This is a genomic window from Pseudomonas sp. NFPP24 (genome assembly GCF_900112095.1).
Classification (GTDB): domain Bacteria; phylum Pseudomonadota; class Gammaproteobacteria; order Pseudomonadales; family Pseudomonadaceae; genus Aquipseudomonas; species Aquipseudomonas extremorientalis.
The window spans coordinates 185,482-204,681 of the sequence record NZ_FOKD01000005.1 but is presented as its reverse complement, the minus strand read 5'-3'; the positions used below and the strand labels follow the sequence as shown (position 1 = coordinate 204,681).

General features: G+C 62.7%; 18 protein-coding genes and 1 pseudogene. 16 read left to right on the top strand and 3 right to left on the bottom strand.

What is annotated here, in order from left to right; translation table 11 throughout:
• Window positions 1–738: 738 nt before the first annotated feature.
• The 10 genes from BM026_RS12615 to BM026_RS12570 are packed head-to-tail and all read left to right on the top strand — an operon-like array spanning window position 739 to window position 10,772.
• Window positions 739–1,332, top strand: a complete 594-nt coding sequence (locus BM026_RS12615) for a transposase (RefSeq protein ID WP_093528777.1) — start codon at window positions 739–741, stop codon at window positions 1,330–1,332.
• Window positions 1,333–1,391: 59 nt separating this feature from the next.
• Window positions 1,392–2,975, top strand: coding sequence for a ShlB/FhaC/HecB family hemolysin secretion/activation protein (locus BM026_RS12610; RefSeq protein ID WP_093528774.1), 1,584 nt, complete (start codon window positions 1,392–1,394; stop codon window positions 2,973–2,975).
• 24 nt (window positions 2,976–2,999) lie between these two features.
• Window positions 3,000–4,799 carry a DUF2341 domain-containing protein gene (locus BM026_RS12605; protein ID WP_092245864.1) on the top strand — a complete coding sequence of 600 codons (1,800 nt, stop codon included), beginning with the start codon at window positions 3,000–3,002 and terminating at the stop codon, window positions 4,797–4,799.
• Window positions 4,800–4,810: 11 nt separating this feature from the next.
• Window positions 4,811–5,236 carry an ExbD/TolR family protein gene (locus tag BM026_RS12600; protein ID WP_010564254.1) on the top strand — a complete coding sequence of 142 codons (426 nt, stop codon included), beginning with the start codon at window positions 4,811–4,813 and terminating at the stop codon, window positions 5,234–5,236.
• A gap of 3 nt (window positions 5,237–5,239) precedes the next feature.
• Window positions 5,240–5,944, top strand: a complete 705-nt coding sequence (locus BM026_RS12595) for an energy transducer TonB family protein (RefSeq protein WP_092245862.1) — start codon at window positions 5,240–5,242, stop codon at window positions 5,942–5,944.
• 42 nt (window positions 5,945–5,986) lie between these two features.
• Entirely contained in the window at window positions 5,987–7,687 is a 1,701-nt protein-coding gene (locus BM026_RS12590; RefSeq protein ID WP_093528770.1) for a putative porin, read from the top strand.
• A gap of 18 nt (window positions 7,688–7,705) precedes the next feature.
• Window positions 7,706–8,332: a DNA repair protein gene (locus tag BM026_RS12585; RefSeq protein ID WP_092245856.1), complete on the top strand. Its 627-nt coding sequence runs from the start codon at window positions 7,706–7,708 to the stop codon at window positions 8,330–8,332.
• A gap of 20 nt (window positions 8,333–8,352) precedes the next feature.
• Entirely contained in the window at window positions 8,353–8,805 is a 453-nt protein-coding gene (locus BM026_RS12580) for a YbjN domain-containing protein (RefSeq protein WP_170856083.1), read from the top strand.
• Window positions 8,802–9,743, top strand: coding sequence for a peptidylprolyl isomerase (locus BM026_RS12575; RefSeq protein ID WP_093528767.1), 942 nt, complete (start codon window positions 8,802–8,804; stop codon window positions 9,741–9,743). Before BM026_RS12580 ends, BM026_RS12575 begins: the two co-directional genes overlap by 4 nt.
• 51 nt (window positions 9,744–9,794) lie before the next feature.
• The gene (locus BM026_RS12570) at window positions 9,795–10,772 is read left to right on the top strand and encodes a LysR family transcriptional regulator (protein WP_093528764.1); all 978 of its coding nucleotides are present in this window, start codon (window positions 9,795–9,797) and stop codon (window positions 10,770–10,772) included.
• 73 nt (window positions 10,773–10,845) lie between these two features.
• On the opposite strand, the gene BM026_RS12565 is transcribed toward BM026_RS12570, so the two are convergent.
• The gene (locus BM026_RS12565) at window positions 10,846–11,712 is read right to left on the bottom strand and encodes a LysR family transcriptional regulator (protein WP_093513693.1); all 867 of its coding nucleotides are present in this window, start codon (window positions 11,710–11,712) and stop codon (window positions 10,846–10,848) included.
• Between the two features lie 93 nt (window positions 11,713–11,805).
• Here BM026_RS12565 and BM026_RS12560 point away from each other — a divergent pair, with 93 nt between their 5' ends.
• Genes BM026_RS12560 through BM026_RS12545 form a run of 4 tightly spaced genes read left to right on the top strand, consistent with a single transcriptional unit; the run spans window position 11,806 to window position 14,488 of the window.
• Window positions 11,806–12,354: a DUF4865 family protein gene (locus BM026_RS12560; protein WP_093528761.1), complete on the top strand. Its 549-nt coding sequence runs from the start codon at window positions 11,806–11,808 to the stop codon at window positions 12,352–12,354.
• A 47-nt stretch (window positions 12,355–12,401) separates the two neighbouring features.
• On the top strand, window positions 12,402–12,956 hold the full coding sequence (locus BM026_RS12555) for a histidine phosphatase family protein (protein WP_093528758.1): 555 nt from the start codon (window positions 12,402–12,404) through the stop codon (window positions 12,954–12,956).
• Between the two features lie 45 nt (window positions 12,957–13,001).
• Window positions 13,002–13,757, top strand: a complete 756-nt coding sequence (gene cobF / locus BM026_RS12550) for a precorrin-6A synthase (deacetylating) (protein WP_093528755.1) — start codon at window positions 13,002–13,004, stop codon at window positions 13,755–13,757.
• A gap of 11 nt (window positions 13,758–13,768) precedes the next feature.
• Window positions 13,769–14,488 carry an alpha/beta hydrolase gene (locus tag BM026_RS12545; protein WP_092245842.1) on the top strand — a complete coding sequence of 240 codons (720 nt, stop codon included), beginning with the start codon at window positions 13,769–13,771 and terminating at the stop codon, window positions 14,486–14,488.
• A gap of 69 nt (window positions 14,489–14,557) precedes the next feature.
• Here the strand turns inward: BM026_RS12545 and BM026_RS12540 are convergent, their stop codons facing one another.
• Window positions 14,558–15,112 (bottom strand): DcrB/PsbP domain-containing protein, encoded by a 555-nt coding sequence (locus BM026_RS12540; RefSeq protein ID WP_093528752.1) that lies wholly within the window; start codon window positions 15,110–15,112, stop codon window positions 14,558–14,560.
• A gap of 73 nt (window positions 15,113–15,185) precedes the next feature.
• Window positions 15,186–16,994 (bottom strand): monovalent cation:proton antiporter-2 (CPA2) family protein, encoded by a 1,809-nt coding sequence (locus tag BM026_RS12535; RefSeq protein ID WP_071491240.1) that lies wholly within the window; start codon window positions 16,992–16,994, stop codon window positions 15,186–15,188.
• A gap of 241 nt (window positions 16,995–17,235) precedes the next feature.
• On the opposite strand from BM026_RS12535, the pseudogene BM026_RS29365 reads away from it, so the two are divergent.
• Window positions 17,236–17,481: pseudogene (locus BM026_RS29365) on the top strand (type II toxin-antitoxin system RelE/ParE family toxin); the annotation flags it as partial.
• Between the two features lie 145 nt (window positions 17,482–17,626).
• Window positions 17,627–19,180: a DUF726 domain-containing protein gene (locus BM026_RS12525; protein ID WP_092245836.1), complete on the top strand. Its 1,554-nt coding sequence runs from the start codon at window positions 17,627–17,629 to the stop codon at window positions 19,178–19,180.
• Window positions 19,181–19,200 lie beyond the last annotated feature (20 nt).

Genomic DNA, 19,200 nt, shown 5'->3' with positions numbered 1-19,200 from the left:
TTATGGTTCCGCTCTTACAGCGGCTCACTTTTGAAGAGCGCAAAAGTAAGCAAAACGCTCTTGCCCCAACACTCGGCACCTCGCCTAGGCTCGGTGTGCCCTCTCTCCGGCTTGAATCCGTGGGCCACGGATTCAAGCCTGCGTTCGGCCAGCGTGTTTGACGGGGCGATCCCAGATCAAAAGCAAGAGCGCGGCGGCCTTAGAGCCGACCGGATTGTATGGCCGGTACTCGGTCAAAGTGTGGGAGGGGGCTTGCCCCCGATGGCAGTGGGTCAGTCACTGATGAGTTGGCTGACACACCGCCATCGGGGGCAAGCCCCCTCCCACAGGTTGATCTTCATGTATCAGTTGAAGGGTGGTTTGTTCTGGCTCTGGCTTTTGATCTGCTTTTGATTTTGATGTTAGGCGGCCCCCAAATCCCTGTCGGATTACGGGCACACCGAGCCTAAGCGAGGTGCCGAGTGTTGGGGCAAGAGCGTTTTGCTTACTTTTGACTGGGCCGGCATTCCGGCTTTTCAAAAGTGAGCCGCCGAAGGGCGGAACCCTAAGTAGCCGTTGCCGCAGCAATGGATATGCCCCGAAAAAAATGCCCCCCACCCAATCCCAAATGAAGCTTTCATGACAAAAGTTCGGTAGCCCATGGCCACTCCCGTCTCCTCTGTGTAACGCGCTTGAGCCCACCAGAAAGGTGAGCTTTTCAGCCGCAAGCAGGATGCCAGGAGTGGGGCGATGGGAACTATGGAACGTTACTCGAAAGTGGGCATGCAGGAGCTCGACCAGCGCCTGTCGAAGATCGTCGAAGCAGCGCGCAAGAAGCCGGTGTCGGTCTATCGCTACGGCGCACCCTGGGTCTGGATTGTCTCCCAGGAGGACTGGCAGGGCGCCCGCAAGGAAGTGGCCAGCTACATCCCGGCAGGCCATTCCCTGGTGTTGCTGCGCCCGCAGATCGACGAAGTGCTCGACCAGCACCGTGACTGGCTCACCGCCGAACCCGTGATGTCGATCCCTGCGCAGACCGTGCTGCAGATCCTGCTGCTGCAGCTGCTGTATTCGGTGCCCAGCGAGCAGCAACTGCATGAACAACTGAACTACAACCTGCTGTTCCGCTGGTTCGTCGGCCTGGACCTCAACCAGAAGGTCTGGAGCGTTCACGTCCTGACTCGCGACATCGCCACGCTGCTGAACAACCCGCGTGCGGTGCAACTCATCCAGAAAATCATCGGTGACGTGTTTTGTGGCGCCTTGCTGCACATGCCGGAGTTCTCGTTGAACTTCGCCCTGTTGCACACCTGGCTGGCACGCCACGGCAACACCGCGATCACCAGCAATTGAGCAGGCCGTACGCCGGGCATTCGGCGACGGTGCAAACAATCAGACAGTCAGGGGGCGGTGTGGAGCATCTGTTCAAATTAACGCTGGCGCTGTGTTGCGTGACGCTGGGGAGCCTGGCGCAACCGGTGTTGGCCGAGGAAGAGGCGGCGGCGCGCAGGGTCGACGTCAATGAGTACTTCGTGCGCGGCAATACCGTGCTCGATGCGACGACGATCGAGGAGGCGGTGTACCCGTTCCTGGGGCCGCAAAAGACCCTGGACGATATCGAGGGTGCCCGCGATGCATTGCAGAAGATCTACCAGGCGCGTGGCTACCAGTCGGTGTTTGTCGAGCTGCCGGAGCAGAAGGTCGATGACGGCATCGTCTACCTGCAAGTAAGCGAAACCAAGGTTGGCCGCGTACGGGTGGTCGGCGCCAAGCACTATTCACCGGTGGAAATCCGCGAGCAGGTGCCGGCCCTGGAGGAGGGCGCGGTGCCGGACTTTGCCACGGTGCAAACCCAGTTGGCCGGCCTCAATCGCAGTGCCGGGCGCCAGGTCACGCCGCTGGTGCGCGAAGGCCAGCGCCCGGGCACGATGGATGTGGACCTGCAGGTGGAAGACCAGAACCCCTGGCACGCCACCCTCGGCCTGAACAACGACTACAGCGCCGACACCGAGAAGCTGCGTTCGGTCGCCACGCTGGGTTACGACAACCTCTGGCAGCTGGGCCACAGCATTTCCCTGACCTACTTCACCGCGCCCCAGGACACCGACAACGCCAAGGTCTGGTCCGGCTCCTACAGCGCGCCGTTGAATGAGCGCTGGACCTTGCAGTTCTCGGGTTACCAGTCCGACAGCAACATCGCCACCATCGGCGGCAGCAACGTGTTGGGCAAGGGCCATTCCTACGGTGTGTCGGCCATCTACAACCTGCCGGCGGCGGGTAATTGGGCCCATTCGTTCTCGTTCGGCGTGGACTTCAAGGACTTCGACGAGCAGATGAAATTCGGCTCCAGCAGCGACCAGGTGCCGCTCAAGTACGCACCGTTCACCTTGGGTTACAACGGCTTTCGCTACACCGAACAATCCCAGTTGGGCCTGGGCCTGAACCTGGTGGTGGGCACCCGCGCGTTCTTTGGCTACGGCAGCGATGCCGAAGAGTTCGACTACAAGCGCTACAAGGCCAGCGCCAGTTTCGCCGTGCTCAAGGGCGACCTGAATTACACCTACACCTTTGCCAACGATTGGCAGTCGGCAACCAAGGGCGGCTTCCAGCTCGCGTCGGGGCCGCTGGTTTCCAACGAGCAATATTCCGCCGGCGGCGCCACTTCGGTGCGCGGTTACCTGGCGGCGGAGCGCACCGGGGATGAGGGTTACTTGCTCTCCCAGGAGCTGCGCACGCCGTCCCTGGCCAGGTTCCTCGGCAGTTATGTGCAGGAGTGGCGCTTTTATGCGTTCGCCGAAGGCGCGCGCATGCGCCTGCACGACCCGCTGCCCGAGCAAGAAGACGAATACAGCCTGGCCAGTGTCGGCCTGGGCACCCGCGCCAGTTTGAGCAAATGGTTGTCCGGCAGCCTGGATTGGGGCTACCCGCTGCTCGATGGACCGAACACCCAGAAACAGGACTCGCGACTGCACTTCAGTGTGCAGGCGACTTTCTGACTTTTTCTTCCGGAGACTTCACCCATGCAACGCCTATTCCTGAGCCTGTTGATCTGCCTGGGCTTCGCGCTCCCGGCCACCGCCCATGCCTGGTGGCAGGACGACTGGCACTACCGCAAACAGATTTCGGTAGACACCACCGCCCAAGGCGCCGCGATCAGCCAGGCCCTGGGTCGCACTGCACTGCTGGTGCGCCTGCACACCGGCAACTTCACGTTTGACGGAGTCAAGGACGACGGTTCTGACCTGCGTTTTGTGAGTGCCGACGACAAGACCGTGTTCAACCACCAGATCGAAAGCTTCGACCCACTGATGGGCATGGCGCTGATCTGGGTCGATGTGCCCAAGGTCGAAGGCGGCCAGCGCCAGGACCTGTGGATGTACTACGGCAACCAGAAGGCCCCGGCCACGGCCAATGGGCAACTGACCTTCGACCCGAACTACACCGCGCTCTACCACTTTGACGGGGCCAATGGCACCCCGGCCCGGGACACTACGGCCTACGCCAACACCGCGTTGAACGCCACCGGCGCGAGCATCGACGGCGTGATCGGCCGCGCCTTGCAGTTGAGCGGCCAAGCGTTGATGTTGCCGGCCAGCCCCTCGTTACAGCAGGCGGCGGGCGGCGCGTTCACGTTCAGCGCCTGGTTGCGCCTGGACCAGGCCAGCGGCGAGCAAGCGGTGCTGGCCCGTCGCGACGGCGGCCATAGTCTGTTGCTGGGCCTGAACCAGGGCATGCCGTTCGTGGACGTCGACGGCCAGCGCGCCGTCTCCACTCAACCGCTGAACCCTGGTCAATGGCAGCACCTGGCGTTCACCGCCGAGGGCGATAAGGTCACGCTGTATGTGAATGGCCGCGAAACCGCGACCCTGGCGCAGGCCTTGCCGGCGTTCAATTCTCAGATAGCCATCGGCGCCGACCTTCCGGAAGCCGGCAGCACCCACCTGCCATTCGCCGGTGCCATCGATGAGCTGCGCCTGTCCAAGGTGGCACGCCCGGCTGCGCTGTTGCTGGCCGATGCCAGCGCCCAGGGCGCCGAGTCGAAGCTGGTGGCCTACGGGGTGGATGAAGAACAATCCGGCTTCGGTTTCGGCAGCCTGGGCTTTTTGCTCAACGCCGTACCGGTGGATGCCTGGGTGATCATCCTGGTGCTGGTGGCGATGATGTTCCAGTCGTGGGTCATCATGCTGCGCAAGAACCGCCAGGTCAGCCGTGTAAGCAGTGCCAACGAGGTCTTCCGCGAGCACTTCGCGCAGATCGGCACCCGCCTGGAGATGTATGCCGACGACGCCCTGTTGGGTGAGCGCCTGACTCATTCTTCGCTGTGGCGCCTGTACCTGGTGGCGGTCAAGGAGATCCGCACCCGCCGTGCCCAGGGCGCCGATACCTCGTCGGTGTCGGCGGCCACCATCGAAGCCATTCGTTGCTCCATGGATGGTGTACGTACCCGCGAGAACCAAGCGCTCAGTTCCAGACTCTCGACCCTGTCCAACGCCATCGCCGGCGGCCCGTACATCGGCCTGCTCGGCACGGTGCTGGGGATCATGGTGGTGTTCCTCGGCACGGCGATGGCCGGTGACGTGAACATCAACGCGATCGCCCCTGGCATGGCGGCGGCGTTGCTGGCGACGGCCATGGGCCTGTTCGTGGCGATCCCCGCGCTGTTTGGCTACAACCGCCTGATCACGCGCAACAAGGAAGTCAGTGCGGACATGCGCGTGTTCGTCGACGAGTTCATCACTCGCCTGGCGGAGATGCACGGCGAGAGCCAGCACAGTGAAGCCGCGCACCGCCGCGAACATCACGCATCGGTTCCGGCCTGAGGAGAATCGCCATGGCTTCCGTAAATGCCTCCCACGACGATGACGATGACGCGGCCGTCGACAGCATCAACATCACGCCCCTGGTGGACGTGCTCATGGTGGTGCTGGTGATGTTTATCCTCACTGCGACCGCCCAGGTGTCGGGCATCCAGATTCACTTGCCCAAGGCCAGCGCCTCGGTGTCGTTGTCGCAGGCCAAGACCAAGGCCATCTCCGTGAATGACGGCGGCCAGGTGTTCCTCGACGCCTATCCGGTGACTCTCGGCGAGCTGGAAGAGCGCCTGCGCATCGAGAAAGCACTGAACCCGGACTTCCCGGTGATCGTGCGCGGCGATGCGATGGTGCAGTACCAGAAAGTCATCGAAGTGCTCGACCTGCTGCGCCGGCTGGAGCTGTCCCAGGTCGGGCTGGTCACCGGCAAACCGAGCCAGGGCTGAGTCATGACTGCACAGATCCCGATCGCGCCACCGCCTGTGAAAAACACGCCGCCGTTGCGCCCGTTGAAGTGGGGCGCCGGCCTGTTGCTGGGCGCCGTCGCCGCCTGGTTCTTGTGGCAGTGGGCCAACGACATGAGCGGCGTGCGCCGTGAAGCGCCGAAGGTGCCGACGATTATCCCGTTGCCGCCGCCACCACCGCCACCGCCGGAAAAACCCAAGGAGCCCGAGCCCCAGGTCGAAGAAAAAGTCCCGGAACCGGTGCCGAGCCCCGAGCCCGAAGAGGTCAAGCCGGTCGAAGAAGCGCCGCCTTCGCCTGACGAGGATTTGGCCAACCCGATGCAGATCGATGGCGACGCCCAGTCCGGCAATGACGGTTTCAACATCGGTGCCGGCAAGGGCGGCGGTATGGCCGGCAGCGGTGGCGGCGGGCTGGGGACCGGCACCTACAAGCAGTACCTGGCCGGCACTTATCAACGGCTGATGCGCGAGGATCCTGAGCTGCGCAAGAAGGCCTTCTCGATACAGATAGACCTGTGGCTGGGCGCCGATGGCCAGGTCACCAAGGCGCTGGTGGCCAAGTCCAGCGGGGATGCCGAGACCGATGCGCAGATGCTCGCCTTGATCCAGGCGCCGCGTGCCACACAGAAACCACCGGCGTCGCTGACGCTGCCCATGCGCCTGTCCCTCAAGGGCCGGCGCCCGGATTGATTGAATCCTTTTTTCAACGGTTTTTACAGGAGTTGCCTACACATGATTTCCCCCGTGAATCGACTGACCCTGGCGGTCGGCATGGTCATCGCGACCCTGGTCGGCCAGGCGGCTGCGGCCCCGGTTGCGCCCTCGGAAAACGTCACCATCAACCTGATCCGCCTGCTGGTGCAGCAGGGCGTGCTGAGCCAGGACACCGCCAACGGGCTGATCGCCCAGGCCGAAAAAGAAGCCCGGCAGGCGCGTCAGGCGAATGCCGCGCCGGTGGTGGCCGCAGGCCCGACCGCAGCCCCCGGCGATGTGCGGGTGCAATACGTGCCGCAGGCGGTGAAGGATCAGATTCGTGACCAGGTCAAGGCCGAGGTCATGGCCACTGCCAAACAGGAAAACTGGGCGCAGCCCAATACTTTCCCGGACTGGGTCTCGCGCATCAGCTTTGACGGGGATATCCGCCTGCGGGATGAGTCGCGCTACTTCTCGGGCAACAACAGCAACGAGATCGTCGACTACGCCAAGCTCAATGAAAGTGGCCCGTACGACACCAACAAAGACACCAACACCAAGCTGCCACCGCTGCTCAACACCACCAAGGACCGCGAAAACCTGTTCCGCCTGCGCGCTCGCCTGGGCATGAAAGCGGTACTGTCGCCGGACTGGACCGCTGGCATTCGGGTGGGCACCGGCTCCGACAACAACCCGGTGTCCACCACCCAAACCCTGGGCGGTGGCTTTGGCAAGAAGGACATCTGGCTCGACCAGGGTTACCTGAGCTGGAAGGCCAGCCCGGACGTGACCCTTACCGCCGGGCGTTTCGCCAACCCGTTCTATTCCACCGACATGATGTATTCGGGCGACCTGAACTTCGACGGTGTCGCCGCCAACTTCAACCACGCGCTGAACAGTGAGTGGGGCCTGTTCGGCACCCTGGGCGCGTTCCCGGTGGAGTACACCTCCGACTCGGCCAGCAGCAACGGTTTCGACAAGGAAGACAGCGATACCAAATGGCTGTTTGGCGGGCAGATCGGCGCCAACTGGAAGATCAACCGCGAAAACAGCCTCAAGGGCGCGTTGGCGTACTACCACTTCGACGATATCGAAGGGAAGCGCTCCGGCGCTTGCCAGCCCTGGTCCGGCCAGCCGGCCTGTGACAGCGACGGTTCACGCCTGGCCTTCATGCAAAAGGGCAACAGCGTGTTCCTGCTACGCGACATCACCCCCAACCCGGCGACGCCCGGCCTGACCCCGCAGCCGCAGTTCGTGGGCCTGGCGTCCAAGTTCGACGTGCTCGACCTCAACCTGGCCTGGGATGCCGAGCTGCCGAGCGACTTCAAACTGCGCACCCAGGGCAATTACATCCACAACCTGGCCTACGACAAGGGCGAAATGCTCAAGCGCAGCGAAGGCCAGATCGTCAACAACATCAACAGCAACGGTCAGTTTGAAAGTGGCGGCAATGCGTTGATGGTTTCGTTCACCCTCGGCAGCGCGCTGGAAATGCGCAAGCGTGGCGACTGGAACGTACTGGCCGGCTACAAGTACATCCAGCCTGACGCCTTGCCCGACGGCTTCAACGATTCGTCGTTCCACCTGGGCGGCACCAACGCCAAGGGCTACTTCATTGGCGCCAACTACGGCATCGAAAAGAACATCTACGCCAGTGCGCGTTGGTTGAGTGCGTCCGAAGTGTATGGCGCGCCGTTCGAGGTGGATGTGATGCAACTGGAACTCAACACGCGCTTTTGATGCGCAGGGAGATGCCACATGAACACGCGAATCTGCGGGTTGTTACTGCTGCTGGTCGCTACCGGCGCTACGGCTGAAGGCATGGAGGAACGCCTGCGCACGCAACTGCGCAGCACCACCCAGCAATTGCAGGCCTTGCAAAGCGAACAGGCCCAGGCCAGCGCCGCGCGCCTTGCCGCTGAAAACCAGGCCAGGCAAGCCCAGGCGCAAATCAAGCAACTGACGGCCGAGTTGGACAAGGCTCGCGGCGTGGCCGAGCAATTGGCCGGCCAGCAACAGAGCCTGCACAGCCAGGCGCAGGCCCAGATGGCGGCCAGCAATGAGCAGATCGGCAAGTTCAAGAAAGCCTATGACGAACTGCTGGTGCTGGCCAAGGGCAAAGAGGCTGAGCGTGCACGCTTGCAGGCACAACTGAGCGAACGTGACACACAAGTGCAGCAATGTTCAGTCAAGAATCAGCAGATGTACGGCGTGGCCCAGCAGTTACTCGCGGCCTACGAAAAAATCGACGTGGCCGAGGTGATGAGTATCCGCCAGCCGTTCGCCAGCAGCGCCCGGGTCAAGTTCGAGGAACTGGCCCAGGGCTTTGGCGACGATTTGTACAAGAGCCGTTTCGACGCACCCCAGGCAACCGCCAATCATTGATAGACAGGGAAGAGATCTCCATGAGCGAATTGATCACCAGCGTCACCCCCCAGAGCCTCACCGAGTTGCTGCAGGAAGCCGGCTACCGGGTCAACCAGACTGAGCAAAATGGCATCGTGCAATTGCTCAGCGCCAGCCAGGGCATCGGCTTTGCGGTGCGCTTCGGTAACCCGGCGGCGGAGCAGGGCGGCTATGTGGATTTCACTTACAGCTGCGCGCTGCGGATCCAGGGCGAGCTGCCCGAAGGCCTGGCCCAGGTGTGGAACGCTTCGCGGCGCTTTGCGCGTTTGTCCGTGCAGGGCGAATTCCTGTTGATGGAAATGGACGTGGTGGTAGCGGGCGTGGGCGCTACGCACCTGCGTAGCCAGCTGGAGTTGTGGGACCGCCTGTTGCAGGAATTTATCGTCTACCTGCGTGAGTACAGCCAGCAGGCCGCGCAGTTGCAGGCTGAAACCGAGGCACCGGTATTGTGAAGAAACCAACCCTGATGGTCGGCGCGGGTGCGCTGGCTTTACTGGTGGTGGCGGTGGGCTTGAGCCTGCGACCGGGCAGCGACCCGGTGGCGGCGCAGCAACCGGCACCGGTGATCAGCCCTGTATCGGCTGGGCCGGCGGTGGCCCGCCTGGGCAATCAGCAGATCGACCTGACGGAGCTGAAAACCGTGCTGGCCAGCCTGCCTGCCGAGTCCCGTGAGCAATTGCGCGGCAACCGTGGCGCGCTGGAAACCTGGATTCGCTCACGCCTGGCGCAAAAGGCTGTGCTTGAACAAGCCGATGCCCAGGGCTGGCGCCAGCGCCCCGACGTGGAGCAGCAGACCCGTGCGGCCACTGAGCAGATCGTGTTTCGCGACTACATGCTCTCGGTCAGCCAGGTGCCGGCCGATTACCCCAGCGCGGCGGAGTTGCAGCAGGCCTACGACAGCGGCAAGGCCCAGTGGGTAACGCCGCCGTTGTATCGCGTGAGCCAGATTTTCCTGGCGACCAATGACCCGCAAACCGTCGATAACGTGCGCCGCCAGGCCCAGGAGCTGAGCCGCCGCGCCCAGGCCGCACCGGGTGATTTCGCCGCCCTGGCCACCCAATATTCCCAGGACGCCGACTCCGCCACGCGCGGCGGCGACTCGGGCATGCAGCCGTTGCAGCAACTGGTGCCGGAAGTGCGCAGTGCGGTGTCGCGCCTCAAGGTCGGTGCCGTGTCGGACGTGGTGCAGAGCGCGGCGGGGTTCCATGTGCTCAAGCTCACCGGCCAGCAACCGGCGCGCACCGCGACCCTCGACGAACTGCGTGGACGCCTGACCCAGGCCCTGCGTGCACAACGCCAGGAACAGATCGCCAAGGCTTACCTCGAAGGCATGCTCAATACCGCCACCCTGAGTATCGACGGCGCCGAGTTGAACAAAGTGCTGGAGTAGTACGCGTCAACCCGCATTGGATGCACAGACTGACAAGACAGGGAGTCTCCCATGGCATTTCTAGAACCGTCTGCCCCTCAGGGGCCGTCCGCTTATCGTGCGCCAGCCGAAGGCCGCAGCAGTTGGCTGGCCCTGGCCCATGAGATCGACCCGGAAGTGGCGCGCTATTTCCTGGTAAGTGCACGCTGCGGCTGTTTCATGCAGGCGGCGCGCAGTTTGAATATCAAGGCCACGCTGTTGCGCAAGCGTCTGGCGCAGTTGGAGGAACACCTGCGGCATTCGCTGTTCAGCTACCAGGGCAATGGTTTGGTGCTCAGTCGCGATGGCCAGCAGCTGCAGGCGCAGCTGATTGCCCTGGCCCATGAACGACGCCTGCCTGTGACGGAGCAGCCGCTGATTCGGCTGGCCGTGGCCGAGCCGATCCTGCATGACATCCTTGGGCGCGATCTGATCGCGTTGCTGCGCCGCAATGCCAGCGTGCGCCTGGAGATCATCTCCATCGACAGTCAGTTGTCGTTGCAGGCGGTGGATGTGGACGTGGTGCTGTGGCTGTCAGACGCCGACGGGCCGGTGCCGGGTCCGAGCTTTGCCACTGAGCCACCCCGAGCCTTGGCGCGCTTGCAGTATCTGCCGCATATCGCCAAGCGTTATTCGCGGTTGACCACGCGGCCGGACAGTGTGGAGGACCTCGACGATTACATGCTGGTGCAATGGCAGCCGGATGCGCAGGTGGGGGCTTTGCAGGCGTGGAACCAGGTTGTACAGGAGCGCCTGGCGGCAGTGGTGCAGGTGCATGCGTATTCGCTGATGCTGGAGATGATCCGTTGTGGCGCGTGCATTGGGTTGCTGCCGCAGTACATGAGCAGCTTTGACCGGGGGCTGGTGGCGTTGCCGGGGTTATTGGCCGAGAGCATGCAGCGCCAGGTGTGGTTGGCGGTGAATGCGCAGGTGCGGGATGAGGGGGCGGTGCGGATGATTGTGGAACTGATCGTTGGCACCTTTGAAGGTCGGCGGGAGTGGTTTGACTGACAGATTTCTCTTAGATCACCGAATTCCCCTGTGGTGAGCGGGGCAAGCCCGCTCGCCACAAAAGACAGTTATTTCAGTGTTGCAGCACGCCGCGAAAGGTCGCACTCAGGGCACGCAGTGTCTCCCGTGAGCGCACATCGGTGATGCGGCTGTAAAGCACCACTTCACTCACCGGCAAGGGTGGCAGGCCGTATTGCTCGCTCACATCTACCGCGCCAGACGGCGCCACGCGGCGGGCGAGGGCGGCGACGCCCAATCCGGCGCTGACGGCAGCACCGACGGCCATGACGCCGCCGCCCACGAAGACTTCGGTCCAGTCGATGCGCGCCGTGTCCAGTGCGCGGGTCGCCAGGTGACGAACACCGCAGGGTGCGGCCATGGTCGCCATGCGCAGGGGCGTGCCTGGGGTGTGTTGCCAGGTGGGGGCGGCGAACCAGCCGAAGCGTTCCACTGCCAGCACTTCACCGTCCCGGCGGTCGCCCTCGTTGCGCACGATCACGGCGTCCAACTCATTGCGATCAAAAGCGGCAACCAGGTCGCGGGAGGAGGCGATGCGCACTTCGAGGATCACCAGCGGGTCGTAGGCGGCCAGGCGGCTGAGCCAGGCCGGCAGGTCGGGGCCGGCCACGTGGTCGCTGATGCCGATGACCAGGCGCCGGGGTGTGTGAGTCGCCATGTCGCCCAAGGCGCGTTCATGGGCATCGAGCAGGGCGCGGGCGGCGATGATGAACTGTTCGCCTTGGGGCGACAGCCGTACATGGCGAGGCGTGCGCTCGAGCAGGCGGTAGCCGAGGCGCTCTTCCAGGCGTTTGAGCTTGAGGCTGATGGCCGCCTGGGAAGTGTCGACGGCTTCGGCGGCGCGGGTGAAACTGGCGAAATCGGCCACCAGCACGAAGGCCTGGACGGTATCGATATCCAGTGGTCTGAGGGCGTCAGTCATATTCGATCCTTATCGCACATATATCGGCTGATATCTTGTTGAAATCATCGCCGCTGCGCAAGCTGAACGCTCATCTTGCACAGGAGTTCTCGCATGTTTGCCAAACAGTATTCACACCGCTTGCCAACTGACTACGACATGGGCGTGATTCACCGGCGCGCAGCGCAATTGGGGCCGTTGTGGGATGACGCCGAGGGGTTGCTGTTCAAGGCGTTTATCGCCCGCGAGCAGGGGGGCAAAGTGTATTCGTCGGTGTACCTGTGGGCCGACCCGTTGCAGGCCGCTGACTTTTTATTGGGCGAGCGCTTCCAGAAGGTGCTCGACAGCTTTGGTCGCCCGCATATCGAGAGCTGGTTGCCGCTGGATGTACAACGTGGCCCGGCGCAGGGCGCAGTGAGTTTGTACCGCGAGGAATGGCCGCTGGAGGCGGGCGCGGACAGGGCGGTGGCCTTGGCCGAGGGAAAACGGCGCAATCGACAGGTGGCCGACAGCGCAGAGACCTTTGCGGTGTTCCTGGCGCTGGATGTGCAAGCGTGGCGCCTGGTGCGGGTCACCTTGTCGGCCAAGGCGCTGGACGCGCAGCACCCAGGGACGGGTTACCAGGTGCTCTATCTGGCACAAGGCGTTGCGCGACTGGGATAAGTGCGCCAGTCTTGGTGGCCTCATTCCCTGGGTCCAAGCACGCTGCGATGCAAGCCACACGTCTGACACTCATTTGCCATGCCCTCACGCCTCTGCAAAAACAGGGGCGTTTCTGCGATGACGAGCCGGTGGCGATGGATTGGCAGGGCGCGGCCGGCTCCCTCGCCGGGCGTTACAGGAAAACGCCGCGTTTACTCTGCGCTCCCGAGCTGCGTACTCGACAGACGGCTGGCTTGTTCGGCAATGACGCTGTGATCGAAGACGCCCTGCGCGATGCTGATTTCGGCCAGTGGAAAGGCCAGGCCATCAACCAGCTCAGTAGTGATGAGTTGAATACCTGGCTCACCGACAGCACCTTCGCGCCCCAGGGTGGAGAGTCAGTCGATGAAGTCTGTACACGTGTAGCGCAGTGGCTGAAAACCCTCGAAACCCAACCCGGCCATATCGTCGCCATCACCCACCCCTTTGTGATCCGCGCCGCGTTGTTGCAGGTGATGCAGTTCCCGCTGTCGATGTTCTACCGTATCGACGTCGAACCGTTGTCCGCCACCGAGCTACGCTTCAACAACGTCTGGCGCCTGCGCCTGGAAACTCACGCCTGAGCGCCTGAACATGGCAAAATCCACGCCCCGCACTGAGAGCAACCCATGAAACGCATCCTGATCATCGGCATTGGCGCCGGCAACCCTGACTACATCACGATGCAGGCCGTGAAGGCGCTCAACCGCACCGACGTGTTTTTCCTGATGGACAAGGGCCAGAGCAAAGACAAGTTGATCGACCTGCGTCGCGAGATCTGCGAGACCTACATCACCGAGCCGGGCTATCGCTTCGTGGAGGCCGAGTGCCCCGAGCGCGTGCGCGGCGATATCGACTACACCACCGCCGTGCAGGACCTGAACCGCGACAAGCAGCAGACCTTCGAACGCATGATCAACGAAGAAATGGCTGACGGTGAAGTAGGTGCTTTCCTGGCCTGGGGCGACCCGGCGTTGTACGACAGCACCATCCGCATTTTGCAGGCGATTCTGGCCAGTGGCCGTTGCGCCTTTGAGTTCGAGGTGATCCCCGGTATCACCAGCGTGCAGGCCCTGGCCGCGCAGCACAAAGTGGCGCTGAACCGTATCGGCAAGTCGGTCGAGATCACCACCGGGCGCCGTCTGGCGGCGGGGCAGGCGAGTGATGCCGACACCCTGGTGGTGATGCTCGATGCGGAAGACTCCTACCGCACCGTGGCCGATCAAGGCCTGGACATCTACTGGGGCGCCTACCTGGGCACGCCGGATGAAATCCTTATCAGCGGCAGGGTCAGTGAAGTGGCAGAAGAAATCGAACGGGTGCGCAAGGCGGCGCGCCTGGAAAAGGGCTGGATCATGGACACTTATCTGCTGCGCAAACCCTGAGGTTACGTCCCATGCTCAAACTGTTTGCCCTGGCACTGACCCTGGTGGTCGGCGTCGCTCATGCCGACGATACGCTGCATACCGACTTGCCGTTGTCGTACCTGGAACAGACCCAGGGCGATGCGCGCAACCAGCCGCTGGTGATTTTCCTGCACGGTTTCGGCAGTGACGAAGAGGATTTGTTCGGCATCAAGGACGCGTTGCCGTCCACCTGGACTTACCTGTCGGCCCGCGCGCCGATGCCGGTGGACCCCCACGGCTATCGCTGGTTTACCAAGACGCCCGGTGACGGCGAATACGATGGCGAGACCGCCGACCTGCAACGCAGCGCCAGGCTGATCGAAGAGTTTGTCGGTAAAGCCACCGTCAAATACCACACCCAGCCGGATCGGGTGTTCCTGGTGGGCTTCAGTCAGGGCGCGATCATGTCTTACGAGGTGGGGTTGCGTCGGCCGGAACTGCTGCGTGGGATCGCGGCGTTGAGTGGCAGCGTGTTGCCGGTGCTCAAGGCTGAGCTGAAGCCGGATGCGTCACTGGGCAAGCTGGCGATTTTCATTGGCCACGGCACTTTGGACCAGGCGCTGCCTTATGCGTCGGCCACTCGGGCGAATGAGGTGTTGACGGGGTTGGGATTGAAGCCGGAGTTCCACGGGTATCCGGGCATGCCGCATACCATCAGTGAAACGGAAGTGCAGGACCTGAAAGCCTGGCTGGAAAAGAGCCTGAACTAAACGCGGTCAAACATTGTGGGAAGGGGCTTGCTCCCTCCCCACATGTGGATCGGGTTGTCTGGAAGACTGTTATTTCCCGCCGGTAATCTGCCTCACCAGCGCAGCATGCCCCTTTGCGTCATCGGCCCGCGAAATCGCCTGGATCACCAGCAGGTGATTGCCCGAACCGCCCAGGAACGTCGAATTCAGGGTCTTGCCGCCGCCCTGGGTGGCGGTGCTGTCCACCTGGCGCAGGCCCAGGCCCTTGAAGGTCAGCTTCTTCTCGCTCTGTTTCTTGAAGTCCGGCAGGGCGGCGCTCTGGTCCTTGACGAAGCCGGCTACGGCGCCATCCAGGAATTGGGTGTCATTATCCCCAATGCTCAGCCCATCGTTGCGCACGGTTTCGGCGACGATCACCACGCTTTTCGTGGTCTGGTTGGCGTACATCGTGCCTTGGGTATCGGCAGTGCCATCCTCGGCCTTGCCTGCCGGCAGGGTGTCGGCGGCGTAGGCCTTGGGCAAGTTGAAGGTGAACTTGCCGCCCAGGGTGGAGATGGTTTGCGTGGTCGGCTTGGACGCGGCAAACACGCTGCCGGCGGTCAGCGCGAGGGCCAGCAGGACGGCGGTCTTGGTGAAAGTGGCCATGAAGCGCTCCAGGGGATGAACGAAATTGCGGCGTATTCTGTCAGAAAAATCGCAATCTCGTTCATTGGCAGCCTCACAGCTTGTCGGACTCTTCCTCCAGTCGATCCATCTCAAACAGCCGCGCCAGTTCTGCCCGTGCTTCCTGGGCGGTTTGCATCACCTTGGCCGCGTCGTCGTACACCGCGTGTTGCGCGGCCAGCACTTGCAGGTCGTGGTTCTTGAAGCGGGTGATGCGCGCATCGGCCTGGGCCTGGCTCAAGCCGAGGCCCACCAGGGTGCGGCGGCTCATTTCCAGGCTGGAATAGAAGGTCTCGCGAACCGGCGAGGCGTCCAGGTCGACCAGGCGGTGCACGTGCTGGCGGTTACGTGCACGGGCGATGATCTGCATGTGCGGGTAGAGGTTGCGCACCAACTCGGCGGTCTTGATATTGATCTCAGGGTCGTCCATGGCGATCACGAAGAACTCCGCCTGGTCGACCTTGGCCGCGTGCAGGATCTCGGGGCGTTGCGGGTCGCCGTAGAATACCGGCATGCCGCCGAAGCTGCGGGTCAGCTCAATGGTTTCCACCGAGGTGTCCAGGGCGATGAACGAGATGTTCTGTGCCCGCAGGATCCGCGCCACGATCTGGCCCATACGGCCCATGCCGGCGATCACCACGCGTGGCGCATCGCTTTCGATGGTGCGATATTCCTCGGGCACTTCCACCGGCTTGGCCTTGGGCTTGAACAGCTTCGGGCACACCAGCAGCAACAGCGGCGTCACCGCCATGGACAGGGTGATGGTCAATACCAGTACGTCGTAGAGGTGCGGTTCGAACAGGCCCTGGTCGCGGCCGATCTTGAACACCACGAAGGCAAATTCACCCCCGGCCGCCAGCACCACGCCCAGACGCAGGGCGCTTTCGCGATTGAGGTCACCCACCATGCGGCCCACGGCATACAGCAGCGGCAATTTCAGGCCTATCAACAGCAGCGTCAGGCCAATCACCACCAGCGGCGAGCTGAGCAACAGGCTGAGGTTGGCGCCCATGCCCACGCTGATGAAGAACAGCCCCAGCAGCAGGCCCTTGAATGGCTCGATCTGCGATTCCAGTTCGTGGCGGTACTCCGAGTCCGCCAGCAGCAGGCCGGCGAGGAAGGCGCCGAGGGCCATGGACACGCCCACCAATTCCATCAACCACGCCGTACCAATCACCACCAGCAGCGCGGTGGCGGTGGATACTTCACGCAGGCCGGTCTTGGCCACGATGCGAAACACCGGTCGCAACAGGTAGCGTCCGCCGATGATCACCACGGCGATGCTGCCGAGGATCTGCAGTACGTGTTGCAGGCCCTGGGCCTCGGTGGTCGGGTGATCGCTGCCGGCCAGCAGCGGCACCATGGCGATCAGCGGGATCGCGGCGATGTCCTGGAACAGCAGGATGGCAAAGGCCAGGCGACCGTGGGGCTGGTTCAGCTCCTTGCGCTCGGCCAGGCTTTGCAGGCCGAAGGCAGTAGACGACAGCGCCAGGCCCAGGCCCAGCACGATAGCGCTGTTCCACGACTGGCCAAACAGCCACAACGCCACCACGCCCATTACCAGGCCGGTGAGCAGCACCTGCGCCAGGCCGACGCCGAACACCGCCTTGCGCATCACCCACAGACGCTTGGGTGACAGTTCCAGGCCGATGATGAACAGCAGCAACACCACACCCAGCTCGGAGAACTGCGCGACGCTTTGCGGGTTGCCGATCAGGCCGAGCACCGAGGGGCCGATGATCACACCGGCGAACAGATAGCCCAGCACCGCGCCCAGTTGCAGGCGTTTGGCCAGGGGCACGGTCAGCACGGCGGCGAGCAGGAACACCACGGCTGCTTGTAACAGGTTGCCTTCATGGGGCATTGGGAACTCCAGGATCTTCAAAACCAATCAACAGGCGGGTATTAGAGCGCTTTTTACATATGGATAATTGTGTTTTTGCGGCGCAGGAGGGGGAACACGCAGTATTTTTCAAGATCCCGAGCGCTCTGACGTTGCAGCGCAAGGATGTACAAACAATTTCCCAAGCGCCGCAGGTGGAAGCCCGGCCACTTCGTCTTCTAAGTTTTATGCTCTTGATTTTGTATTCCATAGGTGGAATGTTTCTCGGCGCGGCAACCTGCGGGAATTGCGCATACAGCACGCCGGTCGGCCGCTTCGCGTGTTGTATGCCTTTGATCCACGCCGATGTGCGTTGTTGCTGATCGGTGGAGACAAGACAGGGCGACACCGATGGTATGAGGAACACGTCCCGATGGCAGAAAAGCTATATGACGTGCATTTGGAAACATTGCAAAAGCCCGGCACGTGCAGGGCTTTGTGTTATCTGGTTATTAATCGCCTTGCATGACCGCAACTTGCCCGACCGGTGCGAGGTTCACTGGCCGGCGATACAACCCTACTGCCAACCGGGCGCCTTTTCCCCCCAGCGGTACGGCGATGAGCCTCGTCCTTTGTTACTATCGCCGTCCCTTGTCGCCAGGAGTCACTGCCCCATGCAGCACCAGTGGGATGAAATGCACCGCACCCGCAAGCCCACCTTCGTACTGTGCGGCGAGCCTCAGGGCGACGTGCTCAATCTCTATGTTCACGGTTATTCGGCGTTCTTCAATCGGCAACAACTGGGTGGCTTCAAGGAGCAGTTGGCGAGTATCGAAGGTTCGACCAACCTGATGCTGTTCTGGCCGGCCGGGCATTTCCTGGAAAATCTGTTTGCACCCTTCAAGGAGGTGATCGGCGCAGTGCTGGGCGGCGGCAGCCTGGGCGCGGCGACCGTCGGGGTGGGCAAGGCGATTGCCTATTTTCTCGATCACTACAAAAGCGTCGAGGCGCGGGTGGACGAAGTCGCCAAAAGCCTGTTGCCGGAACTGGCCAACTACCTGCACGGTGAATCCCTTGATGTACGGCGTATCAACCTGATCGGCCATTCCCTGGGTGCGCGGATCCTGGTCAAGAGCTTGCTCGCCAGCCCCGAAACCGCCCGTGAGCTGCCGTTGGACAACCTGTTGTTGATGGGCGGGGCGATCTGCACGTCGAGCCCGTGGGACGTGGTGTCGGCGCCGCTCAAGGGGCGAGTGATCAACTGCCACTCCAGCAAGGACTGGGCCTTGGCCATAAAGCCGGACACCGAACGCTGTATCGGCCGTTATGCAATCCCGGTGACACCGGCGCTCAAGGCCAAGGTCACCAACGTGCACCTGGCGACTTTCGATCACGCCGCCTATTGGCCGCAGTTGCAGACGGTGGTGCAGTACACCGACCTGCTGCACGAGCGGCGCGGCATGATCCGCTCTGACCAGCGCAGTGCTGAAGTGCGTTTTGCCGAGGAGGACATCGATTTGTTCCCGGCGCTGGTGCAGGCCCGGCCGGAAGAGTTGAAGTTCCTCGCCGAATTGATGGCGCAAAAGCGCAGTGCATCGATAGACGCCACGGTGCGCGAGCCGCTCAAGTTGGCTGTTGAGCTGCAACGCATGGGCGGCGATACCTTCATGAATCTGGCCCGTGGGCATGGCGTGGGTTACCGCCAGATCGCCGAAGATGTGGCGCAGCGGCTGGGGATCAAGTTCGACGAGCCGCTCGATACTGTCGCGCTGGCCGACCTCGAAGCCCGGGTTGCCGAGAAGCTTATCGAACGGTACAAGGACAAACTCAGCAACGCGGACCGCCAGGTATTCGACGCAGAACTCAAGGCTGCCGCGCAAAAGGAGCAGGGCTTGTTCAGCCGTTTTGACGTAGGCCGTTCGGCTGCCACCGCGTTGAGCGGCACGGCGTTGGCCGGGCTCACCGGTTTTATCCTGCGCCGTGGCGCGGCCACGGCAATCCCGGTGGTGGGCCAGGCGTTGGCGGCGGCGATGCTGGTGGTGAGCGGCATGCGAGCATTTTCCGGCCCGGCGTATTCGATCACCACGTTGGCCGTGCTGGTGATCGGCGTGATTCGCCAGCGCATGGAGCGTGAAGCGCTGAACCAGGAGATGGACCTGGTGGTGCAGGTGGTGGAGGCATTCGACCTGCCACGGGACACGGTGATGCGCACGGTCGTGTCCGACTGATAAGCTGCATCCTTGTCTTG

What these genes read in the sequence shown, in the direction of transcription:
- BM026_RS12615 (WP_093528777.1), top strand. Translation starts at nt 739, where the DNA reads ATGGAACGTTACTCGAAAGTGGGCATGCAGGAGCTCGACCAGCGCCTG.
- BM026_RS12605 (WP_092245864.1), top strand. Translation starts at nt 3,000, where the DNA reads ATGCAACGCCTATTCCTGAGCCTGTTGATCTGCCTGGGCTTCGCGCTC.
- BM026_RS12600 (WP_010564254.1), top strand. Translation starts at nt 4,811, where the DNA reads ATGGCTTCCGTAAATGCCTCCCACGACGATGACGATGACGCGGCCGTC.
- BM026_RS12595 (WP_092245862.1), top strand. Translation starts at nt 5,240, where the DNA reads ATGACTGCACAGATCCCGATCGCGCCACCGCCTGTGAAAAACACGCCG.
- BM026_RS12590 (WP_093528770.1), top strand. Translation starts at nt 5,987, where the DNA reads ATGATTTCCCCCGTGAATCGACTGACCCTGGCGGTCGGCATGGTCATC.
- BM026_RS12585 (WP_092245856.1), top strand. Translation starts at nt 7,706, where the DNA reads ATGAACACGCGAATCTGCGGGTTGTTACTGCTGCTGGTCGCTACCGGC.
- BM026_RS12580 (WP_170856083.1), top strand. Translation starts at nt 8,353, where the DNA reads ATGAGCGAATTGATCACCAGCGTCACCCCCCAGAGCCTCACCGAGTTG.
- BM026_RS12570 (WP_093528764.1), top strand. Translation starts at nt 9,795, where the DNA reads ATGGCATTTCTAGAACCGTCTGCCCCTCAGGGGCCGTCCGCTTATCGT.
- BM026_RS12565 (WP_093513693.1), bottom strand. Translation starts at nt 11,712, where the DNA reads ATGACTGACGCCCTCAGACCACTGGATATCGATACCGTCCAGGCCTTC.
- BM026_RS12560 (WP_093528761.1), top strand. Translation starts at nt 11,806, where the DNA reads ATGTTTGCCAAACAGTATTCACACCGCTTGCCAACTGACTACGACATG.
- BM026_RS12555 (WP_093528758.1), top strand. Translation starts at nt 12,402, where the DNA reads ATGCAAGCCACACGTCTGACACTCATTTGCCATGCCCTCACGCCTCTG.
- cobF (WP_093528755.1), top strand. Translation starts at nt 13,002, where the DNA reads ATGAAACGCATCCTGATCATCGGCATTGGCGCCGGCAACCCTGACTAC.
- BM026_RS12545 (WP_092245842.1), top strand. Translation starts at nt 13,769, where the DNA reads ATGCTCAAACTGTTTGCCCTGGCACTGACCCTGGTGGTCGGCGTCGCT.
- BM026_RS12540 (WP_093528752.1), bottom strand. Translation starts at nt 15,112, where the DNA reads ATGGCCACTTTCACCAAGACCGCCGTCCTGCTGGCCCTCGCGCTGACC.
- BM026_RS12535 (WP_071491240.1), bottom strand. Translation starts at nt 16,994, where the DNA reads ATGCCCCATGAAGGCAACCTGTTACAAGCAGCCGTGGTGTTCCTGCTC.
- BM026_RS12525 (WP_092245836.1), top strand. Translation starts at nt 17,627, where the DNA reads ATGCAGCACCAGTGGGATGAAATGCACCGCACCCGCAAGCCCACCTTC.